Raw genomic sequence first — 19,529 nt, 5'->3', positions numbered from 1 at the left:
ACACCGGGGACATCGGGTTTGAACGGTGTCCCCAGCTGCCCGGTGACACGGCCGCCGGCGCCGGTGCGGTTCGGGACTGTCGCCTACCTGGCACAGCGCTGGGCGGTGGCACGTTTCGGGGATTCAATGCAGTCCAGGATTGCCTAACGTTCATGGCAACAGAGCAACGCGATCACAGATGAGCTGGGGGATGGAATGAGCGAGTGGGACAGCGGCGACAACGGCGGCGTTGACTACGGCCACGTTGAGGCCGGTCAGGATCACGAGTCGCTGGACCAGCTGCACCAGGTGCACGCGGCGGAGAACGACTACGACTCGAACTTCGGCGTGTACGAGCAGGACCACGCGTCGGCGGAGTCGACCAGCTTCGACCAGGGTCACCACGTGGAGTACTCGAACCCGTCGGGTGAGCACTACGAGGAGTCGGACTTCACCTCCTACGACCACAACGAGGCCGAGGCCGACCACGTGTTCGCCGCCGAGGGTTCCGAGTCGTCGCACGCGTCGGAGTACGACCAGCTCGACGCCCTGCAGGCCCGCTTCGACAGCGCGTTCGCCTCGGGCACCGAGCTGCACACCGACGGCGGCAGCGCCGCCCTCGGCGTGGCCTCCAACTGAGCTTGCACGTCCGAAGGCCGGCCCCTTCCCGGGGCCGGCCTCCGTGCGTCAGTGACCCAGGACCCGGTGCGGCACGTACGGCGCCTCGAGGCGCTCGATCTCCTTCTCGTCCAGGGTCAGCTCGGTCGCGGCGATCGCGTCGTCCAGGTGCGACAGCTTCGTCGCGCCGACGATCGGGGCGGTGACCACCGGGCGGGACAGCAGCCAGGCGAGCGCCACCTGCGCCGAGGGGACGCCCCGCTCACCGGCGACCTCGGCATTGACGTCGACCACGGCGAAGTCGTCGTCGGTGTACATGGAGTTGAACACGTCGCTGGCGGAGCGGGTGGTGCGCCGCTCGTCGCCGCGGCCCCGGTTGCCGGCCAGGAGGCCCCGGGCGAGGGGGCTCCACGGGATGACGCCGACGCCCTGGTCGGCGCAGAGCGGCAGCATCTCCCGCTCCTCCTCGCGGTACACCAGGTTGTAGTGGTTCTGCATCGACACGAACTCGGTCCAGCCGCGCTCGCGGGCCGTGTGCTGCATCTTCGCGAACTGCCACGCGTACATGCTGGACGCGCCGATGTAGCGGGCCTTGCCGGCGCGCACCACGTCGTGCAGCGCCTCCATCGTCTCCTCGACCGGGGTGTCCGGGTCGAAACGGTGGATCTGGTACAGGTCCACGTGGTCGACGCCGAGCCGCCGCAGCGAGCCGTCGATGCCGGCCAGGACGTGCTTGCGGGACAGCCCCGAGTCGTTGGGGCGGTCGCTCATGACGCTGAACACCTTGGTGGCGAGGACGTAGTCGTCGCGGCGGGTGAAGTACTTCGCCAGGAGCCGCCCCGTGACGGTCTCGCTGGCACCGAGGGAGTAGACGTCGGCGGTGTCGAAGAACGTGATCCCGGCCTCGACGGCGCGCCGCACGAACGGGTCCGCGGCCTCCTCGTCGAGCACCCAGTCACGCCACGCGGGATCGCCGTAGCTCATCATGCCGAGACAGATCTCGGAGACCTTCAACCCGGTCCGGCCAAGTCGCACCTGCTTCATGTCTGAAAAGCTATCGCGGTGCAGACGCTCGGACGACTCCATCTCATCACTGACACCCGCCCCGGGCGAGACGTGCTCGGCGTGGTCGGGCACGCCCTCGCCGCCGGGTTCGGGGTCGTGCAGGTGCGGCCGGAGGACGCCGTCACCGACCGCGAGGCGTACGACCTGACCGTCCGGGTCGTCGCCCTGTGCCGGGCCGCCGGGGCGACCTGCCTCGTCAACGACCGGCTGCACATCGCGCTCGCCGCCGGCGCGGACGGCGGGCACGTCGGCGCCGACGACCTGCCCGTGGCCGCGGCCCGGCGCGTCCTGGGACCGCGCGCGATCCTCGGCGCGACCGCCCGCAACCCGGTGTCGGCGCGTCAAGCGGTCGCGGACGGCGCCACGTATCTGGGGGTGGGTCCGGCGTACGCGACGACGACGAAGACCGGGCTGCCCGACGCGATCGGCCCGGCGGGGGTGCGCGCCGTCGTCGAGGCCGTCGACGTGCCGGTGATCGCGATCGGGGGTGTCACCCCGGAGCGGGCGGCGGAGCTGTTCGCGGTCGGCGCGCACGCGGTCGCGGTGGTCGGCGCGATGAGCGGCGCCCCTGACCCGGCGGCGACGGCGGCCCGGTTCGCCGCGGTCCTCGCCGCGACCAGTTGACCTTGGAGACTTTGACTGCCCATAGCGAGCCAAAGTCTCCAAGGTCAACTTCGACACTGACATACACGAAATGTCGGATAAATTCGGGCGCTCGCGCCTGGATTTATCCGGGGAGGACGCGGTCATGGTTTCGGGAAGGGGGCTGGCGTGAAGGTCGGGGTCGTCGGGGGCGGGGTGATCGGGCTCTGCATCGCGTGGGAGCTGACGCGGCGCGGGGAGCGGGTCACCGTCTACGACGCCGATCCCGGCCGCGGCGCGGGCCGGGTTGCGGCCGGGATGTTGGCGCCGACCGGCGAGGCCGCGTTTGGTGAGGAGGCGCTGCAGGAGTTGATGCTTGAGTCGATGCGGCGGTGGCCCGGGTTCGCTGCCGAGGTTGGCGCCGCGACCGGGATGCCGCTCGGGTACCGGACCGACGGCACGCTGCTGGTTGCGCTCACCGAGGATGATCTCACCGAGGTGCGGCGGCTTGTCGACTACTACCGGCGGGCCGGGACGCCGATCGAGCCGCTCGGGGGGCGGCAGCTGCGTGAGCTCGAGCCGCTGCTCAGCCCGCGGGTCCGCGGCGGGGCCAGGGCCGGCGGGGACCATCAGGTCGACCCGCGGCTGCTGCTCGCCGCGCTGCGGAGCCTGCCGGTCCGGCACGAGCGGCGGGACGTCACCGACCCGTCCAGCCTGCGGGACGATGTGATCATCGTCGCGAACGGGTGCGGCCTCGCCGCGTCGACCGGCCTGCCGGTGCGGCCCGTGAAGGGCCAGCTGCTGCGGCTGCGGGGGCCGGAGCCGCTGCTCACGCACGTGGTGCGGGGTGTGGCGCTGGGCCGGCACGTGTACCTGGTGCCGCGCGCCGACGGGGAACTGGTCGTCGGGGCGAGCGAGGAGGAGCGCGGCGCCGACACGACGGTGACCGCCGGCGGGGTGCTCGACCTGCTGCGACCGGCCGCGGACCTGCTGCCGGGCGTCGCCGAGCTGGCCCTCGCCGAGACCCTCGCGGGGCTGCGGCCCGGCACCCCCGACAACGCCCCGATCCTCGGGCACCTGCACGGAAACGTGTACGTGGCGGGCGGGCACTACCGGCACGGGGTGCTCCTCGCGCCGGTCACCGCGCACGTCATCGCCGACCTCGTCACCAAAGGATCGACGGACGTGAACGTCAGCGCGTACCGGGCGGGTCGCTTTACCTGAGGACCGCGGCGGGGTTATGGTCAGCTCGTACCCCACGGGAGTCCGGTGTGACCGGGCTGAGAGGGGGGCTGTCAGCCCCCGACCGTCGAACCTGATCCGGATCATGCCGGCGCAGGGAGTCAGGAGTGAGCCGCATGCAGCTCGTGGTCAACGCCGTCACCGCCGATGTGGACGACACCGCCACCATCGCCGACGTCGTCCAGGGTCTCGTCGGGGCCGCCGGCCCGCGCGGGATCGCCGTGGCGCTCAACGGGACCGTCGTGCCCCGCGACACCTGGGCCGTGACCAGGCCGGTTGCCGGCGACACCGTCGACGTCCTCACGGCGGTCCAAGGTGGCTGACCATCTCAGCATCGCGGGCGAGGAGCTGCCGTCGCGGCTCATCCTCGGCACCGGCGGGGCGACCAGCCACGCCGCCCTGGAGGCCGCGATCCGGGCCAGCGGCACCGGGCTCGTCACCGTCGCGCTGCGGCGGCTCGACCCGGCCGCGCCGTCGCTGCTCGACGTGGTCGAACGGTGCGGGGTGCGGGTCCTGCCCAACACCGCCGGCTGCTACACCGCGACCGAGGCGGTGAAACTCGCCCACCTCGCCCGCGAGGCGTTCGACACGGCGTGGGTGAAGCTGGAGGTCATCGGCGACGAGGAGACCCTCCTGCCCGACGCGGTCGAGCTGGTCACCGCCGCGGAGCGGCTCGTCGAGGACGGCTTCACGGTGCTGCCGTACACCACCGACGACCCGGTCCTCGCCCAGCGCCTCGCCGACGCGGGCTGCGCCGCGGTCATGCCGCTCGGTGCCCCGATCGGCTCCGGGCTGGGCATCCGCAACCCGCACAACATCGCGCTGATCCGGCAGAAGGTGACCGTGCCGGTCATCCTCGACGCCGGGATCGGCACCGCCTCCGACGCCGCGCTCGCCATGGAGCTCGGCTGCGACGGGGTCCTGCTCGCGTCCGCCGTCACCCGCGCCGAGCACCCCGCGCGGATGGCGGCGGCGATGCGGCTCGCGGTCGAGGCCGGCCGCCTCGCCCACGCCGCCGGGAGGATCCCGCGCCGCCTGTACGCGACCGCCTCGAGCCCGACGGGAGGGTTGCCGTGGTGACCCGATTGATCCTGTTCACCGATCGGCTACAGGCGCACCGGCCACTCGACGAGGTGGTCAACCGGGCGGTCGACGGGGGCGCGCGGCTGGTCGTCCTCGGCGAGCAGGACCTCCCCGACGGGGAACGCCAGGACCTCGCCGACCGGCTGCGGGTCATGCTCGACGGCGTCAAGGGCCGCCTGGTCCTCGCCGAGGACACGACCGCGTTCCGCAAGTGCCACAACCTCGACGACCTGGTCGCCGCCGCCGAGGCGGAGGTGGACTTCGCGACCCTGTCCCCGATCTACCCGACCCGCTCCAAACCGGGCTACGGACCCCCGCTCGGGCTGGCCGCCCTGGCCCGGATGGCGCAGGTCGTCCGGCTGCCGGTGTACGCCCTGGGCGGCGTCGACTCGCCGCAGCGGGTCCGGGACTGCCTCGACGAGGGCGCCACCGGGGTGGCCGTCATGGGCGCGGTCATGCGCGCGGAGGACCCCGCCCGGTTCGTCAAGGAGCTGTTGACCATATGAACCCGGTCGTTACGAACCCGGTCGTTGCGCTGACCATTGCCGGGTCGGACTCCGGTGGGGGCGCGGGCATCCAGGCGGACCTGAAGACGTTCGCCGCGCACCGGGTCTTCGGCACCAGCGTGATCACGGCGCTGACCGCGCAGAACACCACCGGCGTCAAGGGGATCTCCGTGGTCGACCCCGGGTTCGTCGGCGCGCAGCTCGACGCGGTCCTCGCCGACCTGCCCGTCGCCGCGGTCAAGACCGGCATGCTCGCCACGCCGGAGACCGTCGCGCTCGTCGCCGGGTACGCGCCGCGGCTGCCGGGGCTGGTCGTCGACCCGGTCCTCGTCGCCTCCTCCGGCGACCGGCTGTTCACCCGCGACGCCGAGCGGGCGTACCTGGACCTGCTGTTCCCGCACGCCGCGGTGGTCACGCCCAACCTACGGGAGGCGTCGGTGCTGCTCGGCCGGGACGTCCTCGACGTCGACGACGCGATCAAGGCGGCCGAGGACCTCGCCGCGACCGGCGCCCGGTGCGTCGTGGTCAAGGGCGGCCACCTGCGCGGCAGCCGCGACGCCGTCGACGTCGTCTGCGCCGGCGGCACCGTCGAGCTGCTCAGCGCGCCGTGGGTCGACACGGCCAACAACCACGGGACCGGCTGCACCCTGGCGGCGGCGACCGCGGCCCGGCTCGCGCTCGGGCAGCCCGTCGCCGAGGCCCTCGCAGGGGCGAAGGAGTACGTGCACGCGGCCCTGGTCGCATCGTCCGGCTGGCGGCTCGGCACCGGCCACGGCCCGCTCGCCTGGGGACCGTTCGAGCGCCCGCTCACCTAGCTCCCAGGCCGAAGCTCACCCAGTACACCTGCCGAAACGCGAACAGGTGCGCCTCCGGCGTGCCCGTTTCGCCGTGCCCAAGAGAGGATCCGCATGAAGCGCAAGGTCCACGTCCAGGGGTCCCGCGACGACGTCCGGGTGCCGTTCGCGGAGGTCGAACTCAGCGGCGGCAACCCACCGGTCCGCCTCTACGACACCTCCGGTCCGCTCAACGACCCGCCGGTCGGCCTGCCGCCGTTGCGCGCGCCTTGGATCGCGGAGCGGGGCATTCTCCACGGGGCAGAGCGGACGCAGCTGTACTACGCGCGGCAGGGGATCGTCACGCCGGAGATGGAGTTCGCCGCGATCCGGGAGGGTGTCGAGGCGTCCGTGGTTCTGGAGGAGATCGCCGCCGGGCGGGCCATCCTGCCCAACAACGTCAACCACCCGGAGAGCGAGCCGATGGTCATCGGCAGCCGCTTCCTGGTGAAGGTCAACGCCAACATCGGCACGTCCGCGGTCTCCTCCGGCGTCGAGGAGGAGGTCGGGAAGCTCACCTGGGCGACGAAGTGGGGCGCCGACACGGTCATGGACCTGTCGACCGGCAAGCACATCCACGCGACCCGCGAGGCGATCGTGCGCAACTCGCCGGTGCCGATCGGGACCGTGCCGATCTACCAGGCCCTGGAGAAGGTCGGCGGTGACCCGCTGAAGCTCACCTGGGAGGCGTACCGCGACACCATCGTCGAGCAGGCGGAACAGGGCGTCGACTACATGACCGTGCACGCCGGGGTGCTGCTGCGGTACGTGCCGATGACCGTCGGCCGGGTCACCGGCATCGTGTCCCGCGGCGGTTCGATCATGGCCGCATGGTGCCTGGCCCGCCACGAGGAGAACTTCCTGTATACGCATTTTTCGGAACTGTGCGAGATTTTTGCTCGATATGACGTCGCCTTCTCCCTCGGCGACGGGCTGCGTCCCGGGTCCATCGCCGACGCGAACGACGAGGCGCAGCTGGCGGAGCTGCGGACCCTCGGCGAGCTCACCACGATCGCGTGGGAGCACGACGTCCAGGTGATGATCGAGGGCCCCGGGCACGTGCCCATGCACAAGATCAAGGAGAACGTGGACCTGCAGAAGGAGTGGTGCCACGAGGCGCCGTTCTACACGCTCGGCCCGCTGACCACGGACGTGGCGCCGGCGTACGACCACATCACCAGCGCCATCGGCGCCGCCATGATCGCCATGTACGGCACGGCGATGCTCTGCTACGTCACCCCGAAGGAGCACCTCGGGCTGCCGAACCGCGACGACGTGAAGGCCGGGGTCATCGCGTACAAGATCGCCGCGCACGCCGCCGACCTCGCCAAGGGGCACCCCGGCGCGCAGGCGTGGGACGACGCGCTGTCCAAGGCCCGGTTCGAGTTCCGCTGGGAGGACCAGTTCAACCTGGCCATGGACCCGGACACGGCGCGCGCCTACCACGACGAGACGCTGCCCGCCGCGCCGGCGAAGACCGCCCACTTCTGTTCCATGTGCGGCCCGAAGTTCTGTTCGATGAAGATCAGCCAGTCGCTGCCCGACTACGCCGCTTTGGGGATGCAGGCGAAATCGGCGGAGTTCGCGTCGTCCGGCGGGCAGGTATACCTCCCGGTGGTGTCGTAGGCGGGTACTAAGGTCGTGGGGGTGGAGTCCTCTGTGGCGTCGCCACGCACCGCGGTCGTCTGGCAGGTCCTGCGTCGTGAGATCGCCGGGGCCGACCACCCCCTGACCGCCCTCGACGTCGGCGGCGGCACCGGCGGGTTCGCCGTGCCTCTCGCCCGCGCCGGGCACTCCGTCACCGTCGTCGACCCCAGCCCCGACGCCTTGGCCGCGCTCACCCGCCGGGCCGCCGAGGCCGGGGTCGCCGACCGGATCACCGCGCTGCAGGGCGACGGCGACGGCCTCGCCGACCTCGTCCCGCCCGAGAGCGTCGACCTGGTGCTGTGCCACAGCATGCTGGAGGTCGTCGACGACCCGCACAAGGTCGTCACCGCGCTCGCCGCGACCCTGCGCCCCGGCGGCGCGGCCAGCGTCGTCGTCGCCAACCGGGCCGCGGCCGTCCTCGCGAAGGCCATCGGCGGGCACCTCGCCGCCGCGGCCCTGCTCGTGGCCAGCCCCGACGGCCGCGCCGACGACGGCGACCGGCTCCGCCGCCGGTATGACGTCGACACGGCGAGGGCGCTGCTGGCCGGCTGCGGGTTCGCCGTCGAGCAGATCCACGGCGTGCGGATCATCGCCGACCTGGTGCCCGGCAGCGTCGCGGAGCGCGAGCCGGAGGCGCTGCAGGCCTTCGAGCTGGCGCTCGCCGGCGCGTCGCCCTACCGGGACATCGCCACCCAGCTGCATCTGCTCGCCCGGAAGTCCTGATGGGCCTGCTGGATCCGGTCGCGCCGCGCTACGGGCAGGGCAGCCTCGCCGAAGTCATGCCCAGCGTCCTGAGCGTGCTCGGGATGCCCTACGAGCGCGACGCCCTCAACCTCGGGGCCACCCTCGCCGGCGTCGAGCGGGTCGCCGTGCTCCTCCTCGACGGCCTCGGCTGGCACCAGCTCGGGGTCGCCGCGCCGCACGCGCCGACCCTCACCGACTTCCTCGGCGGCCGGCTCGGCACCGCCCGGTCGATCACCGCCGGGTTCCCGTCGACGACCCCGGTCAGCCTCGTCACCCTCGGCACCGGCGCCCCGCCCGGCGCCCACGGCATCGTCGGCATCGTGCTCAACCAGCCCGGCACCGACCAGGTCGTCAACCACCTGCACTGGGACGGCCAGCCTGACCCGGCGCAGTGGCAGCCGCTGCCGACCGCGTTCACCCGGGCCGTCAACGCCGGCCTCGCCCCGACCGTGATCAGCAACCCGCAGTTCGAGCGGACCGGCCTGTCGGTCTCGGCGTACCGGGGCGCCCGCTTCGGCGCCGGGGTCGCCTCCGATGAGGTCGCCGCCGCGATGCTCGCCGCCCTCCGCACGTCCCGGCTCGTGTACGGCTACCTGCCCGACGTCGACCGCGCCGGGCACGACCACGGCATCGGCACCGGCGAGTGGCGCACCGCCGTCAGCGACGCCGACCGGCTCCTCACCCGCCTCGTCGACGGGCTGCCGCCCAACTCGGCGCTGGTCGTCACCGCCGACCACGGCCAGCTCGACATCCCCGCCGACCGGCGCCTCGACCTCGACCAGGACGCCCGCCTGCGGGCCGGGGTCGCCGTCGTCGCCGGCGAGCCACGGGTCCGCTACCTGCACACCATCCCCGGTGCCCGCGCCGACGTCATCGCCACCTGGCAGGGCGTCCTCGGTGCCGCCGCGACCGTGCTGAGCCGGGAGGAGGCGGTGGCGGCGGGCTGGTTCGGCCCGATCCCGCAGCAGCACCTGGCCCGCGTCGGCGACGTGGTCGCCATCTGCCACGAGCGGTGGGTGGTCCTCGCGTCGGCGCACGAGCCGGCGAAGATCTCCAGGATGGTCGCGTTCCACGGCTCCAGCACGGCGGCGGAGATGCAGATCCCGCTGCTGGTGGTGCGCCGCTAGGTTCTGTGTTTCGTCAGGCTTTTGTCAGCTGGTGCATGGTGGCCCGCAGCTCCGGGCCGGCGTCGACCGCGTGCTCCAGCACGATCCTGAACAGGTCCTCCCGGGTCGCGGCAACCACCACCCCCGGCGCGCCGGCCACCGGGTCGTCGCAGAGCACAGCCACCCGCGCCCGGCGGATCCCCAGCTGCCCGGCCTGGTTGAGGAACGTCTCGCCCTCCGCCGGCAGCGGCACCCGGCGCGCCCTGGTCCAGCCCGCGACCAGGAGCACGGCGAGGGCGCACCGGTCGGTCCCCGGCCGCCAGCCGTCGCCGCCGCTGGTCATCAGCCCCGGCGCGAGGCAGCGCACCAGGTCCGGGTGCTGCAGCCGCAGGCCCTCGACGGCCGCGACGACCGGCGCCAGCGGCGAGGTCAGCGCGAGGAGGGCCATTCCAGGAAGGTAAGGCATACCTAACTTCGCGTCAATTCACTCGGGTGTACGGCTTTTTGTCATAGGGCCTGGCTAAGGTGCGGGTGTGGGGCGGAGTCAGGTGGTGCCGAGGGACGGTTCGGGCGCGGGGGAGTTCGGCCCCGACGCCGACGACACCGGCTGCACCGTGCTGCACGTCGACATGGACGCGTTCTACGCCTCCGTCGAGATCCGCCGCCGCCCGGAGCTGCGCGGCAAGCCCGTCATCGTCGGCGGCGCCGGCCCGCGGGGCGTCGTGTCCGCGGCCAGCTATGAGGCCCGCAAGTTCGGCGTGCACAGCGCCATGCCCGGCAGCCGGGCGCAGCGGCTCTGCCCGCACGGCATCTTCCTGCCACCCGACTTCGCCGCGTATACCGAGGCGTCCCAGGCGGTCATGGCGATCTTCCGCGACGTGACCCCGCTCGTCGAGCCGTTGTCGCTCGACGAGGCGTTCCTCGACGTGGCCGGCGCCCGCAAGCTCCTGGGCCGCCCGGCCGGGATCGCCGCCCTGATCCGCCGCCGGGTCGCCACCGAGCAGCAGCTGACCTGCTCCGTCGGGGTCGCCTCGACGAAGTTCATGGCCAAGCTCGGCTCGACCCGGGCAAAACCCGACGGCATGGTGGTCGTCCCCGCCGACCGCGCCCTGGACTATCTGCACCCGCTGTCCGTCAGCGCGCTGTGGGGCGTCGGCGAGCGCACCGCGGAGACCCTGCAGCGGCTCGGCCTGAAGACCGTCGGCGACCTCGCCGCCGCCCCGCTCGGCATGCTCCGCGCCGCCGTCGGTGACGCCGCCGCACACCACCTGCACGAGCTGTCCTGGGCGAGGGACCCCCGGCGGGTTATTCCCGACCACGTGGAGAAGTCGATCGGCGCCGAGACCACGTTCGACGTCGACGTGAGCGACCTGTCAATCATCCGACGCACGATGCTCGCCCTGTCCAACAAGGTCGCCCAGCGCCTCCGCCACGCCGACCAGGCCGGCCGCACCGTCTCGGTCAAGATCAGACTCGCTGACTTCCAGACGCTGAGCCGGTCACGCACCGTTGATGTCCCGACCGACGTCGCCCGCGAGATCTTCGAGATCTCGTGGGCGTTGTTCTCCTCCGCGCGCCCCGGCGAGCGCATCCGCCTCATCGGCGTCCGCGTCGAAGGCCTCACCTCCGCCGACGGAGCGCCACGACAGATGACGCTCGGTGAGCGCGACCACGGCTGGCGCGACGCCGAACGCGCCGCCGACGCGGTCGCCGCCCGCTTCGGCACGGGCCTCGTCCAACCCGCCAGCCTCCTGCGCGGCGACGGCCTCCGCCGGGACGGAAATGGCGCCGCACCGGCCCCCAACCTCCCGGAAGGGCCTCCGACACGACACAATGGGGGTAGATAGAGCCAGACTCGACGGAAAATCGGCACGGCCGGACCATCGTCCCGCTTTCCGACCCGGTGAGCCCCTCGTAAACTTGCCAGTACGCAGCCCGACGGGCTGTGCCGGACTGTCGGTCCATCAGGGTCGACCTTCGCGACCGGGGAGGAGTGCCGTGCCGCTCTCGGAACACGAGCAGCGGCTGTTCGAGCAGATCGAGCGGTCGCTAGCCGAGGACCCCAAGTTTGCCTCGGCGGTGCGAGCCACCGACCCGCGGTTCCATGCCAAGCGTCGGATGATCGCCGCCGCGGTGCTCCTACTCGCCGGCATGGCGCTACTGGTCTATGGTGTCGCCATCTCAATCCCACCCCTCGGCGTCGGCGGCTTCGTCGTCATGCTGGGCGCCCTTGTGTTCGGCGTCCAGGCATACCGCCGCGGACAGAGCACCGACCTGCATGCCGTCGGCGGCACCGCCACTCGCCGCACCCGGCAGCGCAGGGCGGGACTGGTCGACCGCCTGGAGGAACGCTGGCGTCGCCGCCCAGAAGGCGACGCCTGACCGACCGGGCCTGGTGAGGCGCGTCGACCCTGGTGTCGACGCGCCTACCCGTCTGCCCTGCCCCGTTCCCGCTGGCGCCCCGGTCGGCGCCAGCATGGCTGTTCACTCTGCGCCTACCGCCCGGCCTCCGACCCTTCACCTGCCGCCCGCGGGCCGAAATCACCTCCGCGAGGTCACCCACCGCCGACCCATCCCCGGATCTGCATCTTTGATCATGGCGGGTCGAGGTCGTCCCGCGGTTGTCCGCACGACTTCGGTCATGTCGGCGCGGCATACCACCAGTCGGGTGATGCCCCACGCGGCGGAATCCCGCGCGGGTAACCACATGTCGGCGCGAACCGGACACCCCGCCGCTCCGCGTGCTGCGCCGCTCCGCGTGCTGGCTGCCCGGCGTGCTGGCTGCCCGGCGTGCTGGCTGCCCGGGCGTCAAGCGCGCAGGCAGCACGCAACGGTGAAATGTGTAGCGCATCCCGCGCCTTCGAACCACTGACCGGTAGCCGCCGGCGGACGCCAACATCCGGCGGATCCCCACAATCCGGTGGATCCCTGTTCCTCGGCGACCAGCAATCAACCGGGTTGTGAGTGTCGGTGCAGCATTCCGGGTGCCGGGTCGCCGCCGGGGTGGTCGCATGTCGCGCCCTTGTGACCGAAGTCGGGTGGCCGCCGTCGGGCCTCGAGCATGGGCGAGACCGAGCCGGCCAAAAGCGGTCGGCCGTGGACGGATCTGCCGGTCAAAGCCGGTGCGATCCGTCCACGGCCGATGCCGCGGGTGCTGTGCGAACGGTCAGCGGTCGGCTCGGCGGGCGACGAAGCGCCGCACGCTGATCGCCCGCATGAGCTTGTCCCAGCCGGCGCCGAGCCACAGCGACGCGGTGCTGGAGCGCCGTGAGGTGGTCGAGCGCCAGCGGCGCAGGACCGACGGGGGCAGGACGACCGCCAGGATGCGGGTCTTGCGACTGGCCCGGGCGGCGAACGCCGCGCGCACGGCGTCGACCGAGGCCCGCAGCTGGCCGCCGGTCAGCGGGTGGCGGGCATACCGGGCGTGCTCCTCGACCGCGCTGAGGAGGCGGACGCCCTGCTCGGCCTGGTCGCGGAGGCGTTCCTTGGTGACGAGGCGGGCGACCGTCGCCCGTGGGGTCTCGGCGTCGTCGGTCGGCACGTGGTAGTCGACCATCGTGTCGACGAGCTCGTCCCAGGCGTGGTGGGCCTGGGAACGGGCCGCGTGATGGTCCTCTGGGACGAGCACCATGACGCCCGGTGCGGCGTCGTGCGGGACGGGTCTGGGGCCGGCCGCCGCGGCCTGCAGGCGGGTGCGGCGGGTCTGGCCACGCACGAGGGCGGGTGACAGCAGCAGCGCGATGATGAGCAGGCCGCCGAGGAGCCAGCCGCCGGCCACGGCGACCGTCGCGAGCAGTGAGGTGCCCTCGCCGGCGCCGCCGGTGCCGCTCGTGTCGCCCGGGTTGTTGCCGGGGTCGCTGATGGCGCCGGGGTCCGCGCTGCTGCTCGCGCCGGGGTTGGGGCGTCCGCGCGGGTCCTCGTCGTTCGGGTCGGTGGTGTCGCTGGTCGCGCTGGGCAGGTAGGACGGGGTGACCGACCCGCCGATCGACTGCGACGGGGTCGCGTCGAACGGGAGCCAGCCGTAGCCCTGGAAGTACACCTCGGTCCAGGCGTGCAGGTTGAAGTTGGTGAGCGTCATCGTCTGGCCCTGGCGGGTGCCGCCGCGGGCGAAGCCGAACGCGACCCGCGACGGGATCTTGGCCTCGCGGAGGAGCCAGCCGAAGGCGGCCGCGTACTGGGCGCAGTAGCCGCGCTTGTTCTGCAGGAAGTCGGCGATGCCGGTGCCGCTGGTGTCGGCGCCGGTGCTGGTGTCGTAGGCGAAGCCGTTGGCCACCGAGAAGTAGTCCCAGATCGACTTGACCTTGTCGTACTGGGTGGTCTTGCCCTTGGTCAGCTCGGCGACCTTGTCCTTGACCAGCTTGTTCTCCGGGGCGGTCATGGTGCCGCGCAGCGCCGGGTCGTTCTCCTTGATGGCGGCGGCCTTACGCAGGTCGTCGGGGGTGATCTCGGGGCGCGTGTACTCGACCGTGTACTTCTTCTTCGCGGTGGTCTGCTTGCTGGAATACACGACGGCGGTGTTGGCGTCGAACGACCAGTTGTTGTCGATCTTCTCCAGCTTCGTCGGCCAGGTGTAGATCGGCAGGAAGTAGATCGCCAGCTCACTGGTGATCTCGATGCTGGCCTTCTGGGTCGTGGTCTTGACCGAGGAGTCCCAGGCGGGGGCGGCCAGGCCGGAGCCGACGGACTTGCCGCCGGTGATCGGCTTGGCGTTGAAGCCGCGGCTGGTGAGCTCCTCGAGCACGTTGAAGCGCAGGTAGAACGGGTTGGGGTCGTTGCTGACGTTGGTCACCTTGACCATGTCGAACGCCTTGTCCCGGTTGAGCTGCCCGGAGAGCAGGGCGAACATGCTGACCTGCTTGCCGTTCTTCCCGCCGGGGCCGATCCCGCCGCCGCCACCCGCGCCGGCGCCGAGCTGGTCGATCACGCCGGCCGGCATCGCGAACGGGATGAGTGGCAGGAGCACCGCGGCGATGACGCCGACCGCGCCGAGCCGCTGGCCGGCGGCGGCGAGCGGGGAGGGCTCCCACAGGTCGACGTCGCGGCCGTCGCCGGTGAAGCGGCGGCCGAAGCGGCGGACCCGGTCGACGTTGTCGGTGACCAGCAGCCACAGGAAGCCGACGGCGCCGAGCGCGAACGGGAACCAGTTGGTGCTCTCCGTGGTCACGGTGACCGGCACCGAGTAGATCGCCAGCATCGGCAGGCCGGCGAGCGCGGGCCGGCGCAGCACCACGGCGAACAGGTCCACCACGAGGGCGACGACGGCGACGCCGAGGGTGGCCAGGAACAGGAACCCGGGCCGGTCGCCGACCGGGGTCGCGAACTCGCTCATCTCGGTCGACGCGGTGCTCAGCAGCGAGCCGAAGTGCTTGATCGTGCTGGGGGAGGGGATGATCCCGATGAACTCGTGCGAGCTCGGGTAGAGCCAGGTCAGCGAGAACAGGGCGGCGGCGGCCATCGCGGCGGTCGGGGCCCAGACCGGCGCCCGGAGGCTGCGGACCAGCAGCGCCACCCCGCACATGGCGGCGACGACGAGGAACGCCCGGATCGCCCAGGTGATCTCCTCGAAGACGTTGATGAGCGGCAGCGCGGACAGGAACGCCGAGCCGGCGGCGATCAGGGTCAGGTGCTTGCGCTGGTTCACCGCACGCCTCCGGCGACGCTCTCCGCGGACGCGGCCCGCCAGGCGAAGCCCTGGGACCCCCGTCCGGCCTGTGGCCACAGTGCGGGGAGTTTCGCACCGTGTGGCACCTCGACGACCCGCCAGCCGCTGCGCAGCAGCGCGAGGGAGGCGACGCCGTGTGCCTTGTCGGCCTCCTCGCGGGCCGCGGTCGGCAGGTTGAGCCATGTCGAGGAGTCGATGAACAGGGCGATGCAGGTGGCGTTGTTGGACCGGAACCCGGCGAGGAGCTCCGCCTCCGCCGACGACAGCAGCCCGAAGACGCCGATGATCAGGCCGCCGTCGCTGCGGCGGCGGACCCGCTCGATGAGGGTGGCGATGTCGCCGCGCTGGGCCAGGCGCACGTCGGCGAGCTGGTCCAGCAGCGGGCCGTCACCGTCGATCTCGGTCGCGTCGACGTCGATGCCGGCCTCGGTGACCAGGCGCATCTTGTATCCGGCGTGGCGCAGGTGGACCGCGACGCTGGCGGCGGCGGACACCGCCCACTCGAAGCTGGCGGTCGGGCCCTCGCCGCGGTGCGCGGTCGAGCGGGTGTCCAGCACCACGGTCGCCCGGCTCTCCCACGGCTGCTCCTCGCGGCGGACCATGAGCTCGCCGGTGCGGGCGGTGGAGCGCCAGTGGACCCGGCGCAGGTCGTCGCCGTAGCGGTACTCCCGGGTGGCGGCGTCGTCCTCACCGTGCACGGCCACCGACCGGGCCCGGCTCTCGCCGGAACCGGCGAACTCGCCGGCGAGGCGCACCGACGGCAGCGGCACCACCTGCGGGATGACGGTGAGCCGGTCCACGGACGGGAACGCCCTGGTCAGCTCGCACAGCCCGAACGGGTCGGTGAGCCGCACGACGAGCGGGCCGACCTCATACCGCCCGCGGACGTCGGCGCGCACCGTGTAGGCCACGGAGCTGGCCTGGTGTGCGCCGAGCTTCTCCAGCACCAGGCGGGGCCGGCTGCCCAGCGCGTAGGGCAGCCGGTCTTCGAGGAGCATCGTGCCGGTGGGCAGCCGGGACAGGTTCTGCAGGCGCAGGATCACCCGGGCGCTGGCGCCGACCTGGACCCGGTGCGGGTCCAGGGTGCGGCTGCAGGACAACCGGTAGCGGGTGCGCCCGACATAGGCGGCCGACAGCAGCGGCAGCGCCGCGAGCAGCACCGCCACCCGGAGCAGGTCCCGCTCGCCCAGGATCAGCGACGCGATGAGGGCCGCTGCGGCGGCGGCCAGGAAGCTACGGCCCCGTGTGGTGAGCCCCCGCAGCGCCTCCCGCATGCTCAGCGACCCCCGAACTGCTGCTGGCCACCGCGTGGCGGCGCGGTGCGGGTGTCATACGGCGAGCGCGGCTGCCGGTCCGAAGGCAGCGGCAGCCGGTGGACCAGCTCGGCGATGATCGCGTCGGTGGTGCGCCGGGACAGCTGCGCCTCGGCGGTCGGGATGACCCGGTGCGCGAGGACCGGCACGGCCAGGGCCTGCAGGTCGTCGGGGAGCACGAACTCGCGGCCCTCGAGGGCGGCGACGGCGCGGGCGGTGCGCAGCAGCTGCAGCGTGGCGCGGGGCGACGAGCCGAGGCGCAGCTCGTTGGACTCGCGGGTGGCGGTGACGATGTTGACCGCATACTGCTTCACCGCGTCGGCGACGTGCACGTCGCGGACCGTGGCGATCATCCGGCGTACGGCGGTGGCGTCGGAGACGGGCAGGATGTCGTCGAGCGCGTCGTGGCGGCCGTGTACGTCGAGCATCGCCAGCTCGGCACCCATGTCCGGGTAACCCATCGCGATCCGGGCGGTGAACCGGTCGCGCTGCGCCTCGGGCAGCGGGTAGGTGCCTTCCATCTCGATCGGGTTCTGCGTGGCGACGACCATGAACGGGATCTGCAGCGGGTAGGTCGCGCCGTCGACCGTGACCTGCCGCTCCTCCATGCTCTCCAGCAGCGCCGACTGTGTCTTCGGGGAGGCGCGGTTGATCTCGTCGCCGACGACGATGTTCGCGAACACCGCACCCGGCTTGAACTCGAAGTCGCGGGTCTCCTGGTTGTACACACTGACGCCGGTGACGTCACTGGGCAGCAGGTCTGGCGTGAACTGGATGCGCCGCACCGAGCAGTCGATGGACTTGGCAAGGGCCTTGGCGAGTTTGGTCTTGCCGACGCCGGGAACGTCTTCGATGAGGAGGTGGCCCTCAGCGAGCATGACGGCGAGCGCGAGCCGCACGGTGGCGGTCTTGCCCTCGATGACCTGCTCGATGTTGGCGACGATCGCATCGGTCGCGGCGCGGAACTCCGGGCTGGGTAGCGGCGCCCCGAGCTCCTCGAACGTGCGGTGCCTGGTCAACTGGCCTCCTCGTGTCCTGCTGTGGCCACCGTTAGGTGTAAGACCCATAGGTGAACCGCCCGGTTGCACAAATAGGTTGCAAGCCGAGCCGCTTGTATCCCCTCAGGCTAGCCGGGGAATTGGCCCCGCGCCGCACCGGAAACCGTCATTGCGGACATCACGCCCGTGACTGTCCGCGACGTTTTTCCGGCAGGCCGGCGGCGAGCCGCACGTACCCCCGCAAATGTTCAACAAACGGAACTGCCGAGATGCGGGCGGCCGCGATTCCGGCAGACTGGGACCGTGGACGAGGGGCAGCTCCTCAACGGTCGCTACCGCCTGGGCGACCGGCTGGGTGAGGGCGGCATGTCGGTGGTGTGGCGCGCCCGCGACGAGGTGCTCGACCGGTCCGTCGCGGTCAAGGTCCTCGCCGGCACATTCGCCGCGGACGCCGACTGGCGACGCCGGATCCGGGTCGAAGCCCGCGCCGCGGCAAGCCTTTCGCATCCGAACGTGACCAATGTGTACGACTACGGTGAAACCGCCGAGGGCAACCCATTCGTCGTCATGGAACTGCTGCGCGGGCCGACCCTCGCCGAGCGGCTCACCGCCGGCCCGTTGCGCCCCGCCGCGGCGATCCGGGTCTGCGCCGAGGTCGCCGCCGGCCTCGCCGCCGCGCACGCCGAGCGGCTCGTGCACCGCGACGTCAAACCCGCCAACGTCGTGCTCACCGCCGGCGCGGCGAAGCTCGTCGACTTCGGCATCGTGGGCATCCCCGGCGACCCCGGCAGCGGTCTGGACGCCGACGGCCTGGTCCTCGGCACCCCCGCGTACCTCGCCCCGGAGCGGCTCGTCGGCGACGACGCAGTGCCCGCCAGCGACGTCTACGCGTTCGGGCTGCTGCTCTACCGGTCCCTCACCGGCCGGCTGCCCTGGGACAGCGAGACCACCACCCAGATGCTGCGCTCGCACGTCACCGTCGCGCCGGATCCACTGCCGGAGCTGCCGGGGGTGCCGGCCGAGGTCCGCGACCTGTGCATGCGGTGCCTGGTCAAGGCGCCCGCCGCCCGGCCCTCCGCGGAGGAGGCGGCGGCCGTCCTGGCAGCTGCGGCCGGCATGTCGCCACGTCCGGGTGCGGAAGACTTCGATGTGGTACACCCGGCGCCACCGCCGCCCGTCGGCGCCGGATCCCCCGGCCGGGCGGACGACGCCACGGCACCCGCCGATGCCACCGTCCTGGTGTACGCCGGTGCCGGCCCCGCCGCCGCGGTCATGACCGGAGGTGTCCCGGCCGCCGGCCCGCCCTCCGTGGAGAGCACCACCGGCCTGGTCCGGGTCGGGGGCATCGCGGCCGTCGACGGCGCGACCGACGTGATCGGCGACGACGTGGGCGAGCGCCGCCGGGTGCTCGCCGGTCTCGCCGTGGTGGTCGCGGTCGCGGCGCTGCTGGTGACCTTCACGCTCAACCGGCCCACCGGCGGCCCGCGGGCCTCGGCCGAGGCCGCCCGCGGCGGGCCGGGTTCCGGCGTTGTGGCCACCGCGACCACCGGTCCGTCCGCGCCGCCGTCCGGATCCGCGGACGCCCCGACGTCTGCGGGTGCCGAGGTGCCGGCCGTGCAGGGCGGCACTCCCGGTGGTCCGACGGACGGAGCGGGCAACGGCGGCCCCGGTGGCGGCGGCCCGGGCGGGGCGGGTGGCGGCGGGCCCGGCCCCGGTAACGGCAACACCGGCAACGGCAACACCGGCGGTCCCGGCACCGGTAACGGCGGGCCAGGCGCTGGAGGTACCACACCAACTGCCGGAAAGCCGGTCAGGCTCGGCACGCCCGGTGGCGTGATCGTCGCGGTGTGCGCCGGCAACAAGGTCAACGTCACCGGCGCCGAACCGGCCGCGGGTGCCACGCTGGTCTCCCTGCAGAGCGGCGCCCGCGACAAGTCCCGGGTGGAGTTCAACCTGGCCGGGGTGCGGCTGCGGTTCGAGGTCCGGTGCGCCGGCGGCGTCCCGGTGGCCACCCCGGACTGAAACGCAGTGCGACCGGGGGCGGACGCTGCGGTACACTCCGAGACATGACACGGGTGGTCCGGCTTCTTAGTGAGCCGTGCTGACGCACTGACAGCGTCCGCACGGCGACCCCTCCTGCGTGAGGGGTTT

18 protein-coding genes and 1 riboswitch are annotated in these 19,529 nt (G+C 72.5%); of the genes, 13 read left to right on the top strand and 5 right to left on the bottom strand.

Annotated features, from left to right (window positions below; translation table 11 throughout):
- The first annotated feature begins 195 nt into the window (after positions 1 to 195).
- Positions 196 to 618: a hypothetical protein gene (locus AB0K00_RS08875; RefSeq protein ID WP_363517586.1), complete on the top strand. Its 423-nt coding sequence runs from the start codon at positions 196 to 198 to the stop codon at positions 616 to 618.
- Positions 619 to 666: 48 nt separating this feature from the next.
- On the opposite strand, the gene AB0K00_RS08870 is transcribed toward AB0K00_RS08875, so the two are convergent.
- Positions 667 to 1,641 (bottom strand): aldo/keto reductase, encoded by a 975-nt coding sequence (locus AB0K00_RS08870; protein WP_363517583.1) that lies wholly within the window; start codon positions 1,639 to 1,641, stop codon positions 667 to 669.
- A gap of 18 nt (positions 1,642 to 1,659) precedes the next feature.
- On the opposite strand from AB0K00_RS08870, the gene thiE reads away from it, so the two are divergent.
- The 9 genes from thiE (at position 1,660) to AB0K00_RS08825 (ending at position 9,426) form a co-directional block, all read left to right on the top strand.
- Positions 1,660 to 2,286 carry a thiamine phosphate synthase gene (gene thiE / locus AB0K00_RS08865; RefSeq protein WP_363517579.1) on the top strand — a complete coding sequence of 209 codons (627 nt, stop codon included), beginning with the start codon at positions 1,660 to 1,662 and terminating at the stop codon, positions 2,284 to 2,286.
- 147 nt (positions 2,287 to 2,433) lie between these two features.
- A complete protein-coding gene (gene thiO / locus AB0K00_RS08860; RefSeq protein WP_363517576.1) occupies positions 2,434 to 3,468 on the top strand; it encodes a glycine oxidase ThiO in 1,035 nt (344 codons plus the stop codon).
- Between the two features lie 25 nt (positions 3,469 to 3,493).
- Positions 3,494 to 3,604: riboswitch (TPP riboswitch) on the top strand.
- Complete coding sequence (gene thiS, locus AB0K00_RS08855) at positions 3,603 to 3,809, top strand: sulfur carrier protein ThiS (protein ID WP_363517665.1); 207 nt, start codon at positions 3,603 to 3,605, stop codon at positions 3,807 to 3,809. (Overlaps the previous riboswitch by 2 nt.)
- Positions 3,802 to 4,566 (top strand): thiazole synthase, encoded by a 765-nt coding sequence (locus AB0K00_RS08850; protein WP_363517573.1) that lies wholly within the window; start codon positions 3,802 to 3,804, stop codon positions 4,564 to 4,566. Before thiS ends, AB0K00_RS08850 begins: the two co-directional genes overlap by 8 nt.
- Entirely contained in the window at positions 4,563 to 5,075 is a 513-nt protein-coding gene (locus tag AB0K00_RS08845) for a thiamine phosphate synthase (protein ID WP_363517570.1), read from the top strand. Before AB0K00_RS08850 ends, AB0K00_RS08845 begins: the two co-directional genes overlap by 4 nt.
- A complete protein-coding gene (gene thiD / locus AB0K00_RS08840; RefSeq protein ID WP_363517568.1) occupies positions 5,072 to 5,890 on the top strand; it encodes a bifunctional hydroxymethylpyrimidine kinase/phosphomethylpyrimidine kinase in 819 nt (272 codons plus the stop codon). The genes AB0K00_RS08845 and thiD overlap by 4 nt, the downstream gene beginning before the upstream one ends.
- Positions 5,891 to 5,977: 87 nt before the next feature.
- Complete coding sequence (thiC, locus tag AB0K00_RS08835; protein WP_363517663.1) at positions 5,978 to 7,534, top strand: phosphomethylpyrimidine synthase ThiC; 1,557 nt, start codon at positions 5,978 to 5,980, stop codon at positions 7,532 to 7,534.
- A gap of 15 nt (positions 7,535 to 7,549) precedes the next feature.
- Positions 7,550 to 8,278, top strand: a complete 729-nt coding sequence (locus AB0K00_RS08830) for a methyltransferase domain-containing protein (RefSeq protein WP_363517565.1) — start codon at positions 7,550 to 7,552, stop codon at positions 8,276 to 8,278.
- Positions 8,278 to 9,426, top strand: a complete 1,149-nt coding sequence (locus tag AB0K00_RS08825; RefSeq protein WP_363517562.1) for a nucleotide pyrophosphatase/phosphodiesterase family protein — start codon at positions 8,278 to 8,280, stop codon at positions 9,424 to 9,426. Before AB0K00_RS08830 ends, AB0K00_RS08825 begins: the two co-directional genes overlap by 1 nt.
- Before the next feature lie 13 nt (positions 9,427 to 9,439).
- On the opposite strand, the gene AB0K00_RS08820 is transcribed toward AB0K00_RS08825, so the two are convergent.
- Complete coding sequence (locus tag AB0K00_RS08820) at positions 9,440 to 9,853, bottom strand: hypothetical protein (RefSeq protein ID WP_363517559.1); 414 nt, start codon at positions 9,851 to 9,853, stop codon at positions 9,440 to 9,442.
- An 85-nt stretch (positions 9,854 to 9,938) separates the two neighbouring features.
- Here AB0K00_RS08820 and AB0K00_RS08815 point away from each other — a divergent pair, with 85 nt between their 5' ends.
- Both AB0K00_RS08815 and AB0K00_RS08810 read left to right on the top strand, forming a co-directional pair.
- Complete coding sequence (locus AB0K00_RS08815) at positions 9,939 to 11,252, top strand: DNA polymerase IV (protein ID WP_363517556.1); 1,314 nt, start codon at positions 9,939 to 9,941, stop codon at positions 11,250 to 11,252.
- 151 nt (positions 11,253 to 11,403) lie between these two features.
- Positions 11,404 to 11,787, top strand: coding sequence for a DUF3040 domain-containing protein (locus tag AB0K00_RS08810; protein ID WP_033356576.1), 384 nt, complete (start codon positions 11,404 to 11,406; stop codon positions 11,785 to 11,787).
- Positions 11,788 to 12,571: 784 nt separating this feature from the next.
- Here AB0K00_RS08810 and AB0K00_RS08805 read toward each other — a convergent pair.
- Genes AB0K00_RS08805 through AB0K00_RS08795 form a run of 3 tightly spaced genes read right to left on the bottom strand, consistent with a single transcriptional unit; the run spans position 12,572 to position 17,399 of the window.
- Positions 12,572 to 15,046, bottom strand: a complete 2,475-nt coding sequence (locus AB0K00_RS08805) for a DUF3488 and transglutaminase-like domain-containing protein (RefSeq protein WP_363517553.1) — start codon at positions 15,044 to 15,046, stop codon at positions 12,572 to 12,574.
- A complete protein-coding gene (locus AB0K00_RS08800; RefSeq protein ID WP_363517550.1) occupies positions 15,043 to 16,341 on the bottom strand; it encodes a DUF58 domain-containing protein in 1,299 nt (432 codons plus the stop codon). Before AB0K00_RS08800 ends, AB0K00_RS08805 begins: the two co-directional genes overlap by 4 nt.
- Before the next feature lie 2 nt (positions 16,342 to 16,343).
- Positions 16,344 to 17,399: a MoxR family ATPase gene (locus AB0K00_RS08795; RefSeq protein ID WP_363517547.1), complete on the bottom strand. Its 1,056-nt coding sequence runs from the start codon at positions 17,397 to 17,399 to the stop codon at positions 16,344 to 16,346.
- Positions 17,400 to 17,681: 282 nt separating this feature from the next.
- On the opposite strand from AB0K00_RS08795, the gene AB0K00_RS08790 reads away from it, so the two are divergent.
- On the top strand, positions 17,682 to 19,400 hold the full coding sequence (locus AB0K00_RS08790; protein WP_363517544.1) for a serine/threonine-protein kinase: 1,719 nt from the start codon (positions 17,682 to 17,684) through the stop codon (positions 19,398 to 19,400).
- Positions 19,401 to 19,529: the final 129 nt, after the last annotated feature.

Source organism: Dactylosporangium sp. NPDC049525 (assembly GCF_040676755.1).
GTDB lineage: Bacteria > Actinomycetota > Actinomycetes > Mycobacteriales > Micromonosporaceae > Dactylosporangium.
This window is presented reverse-complemented; position numbering and strand designations above follow the sequence as displayed.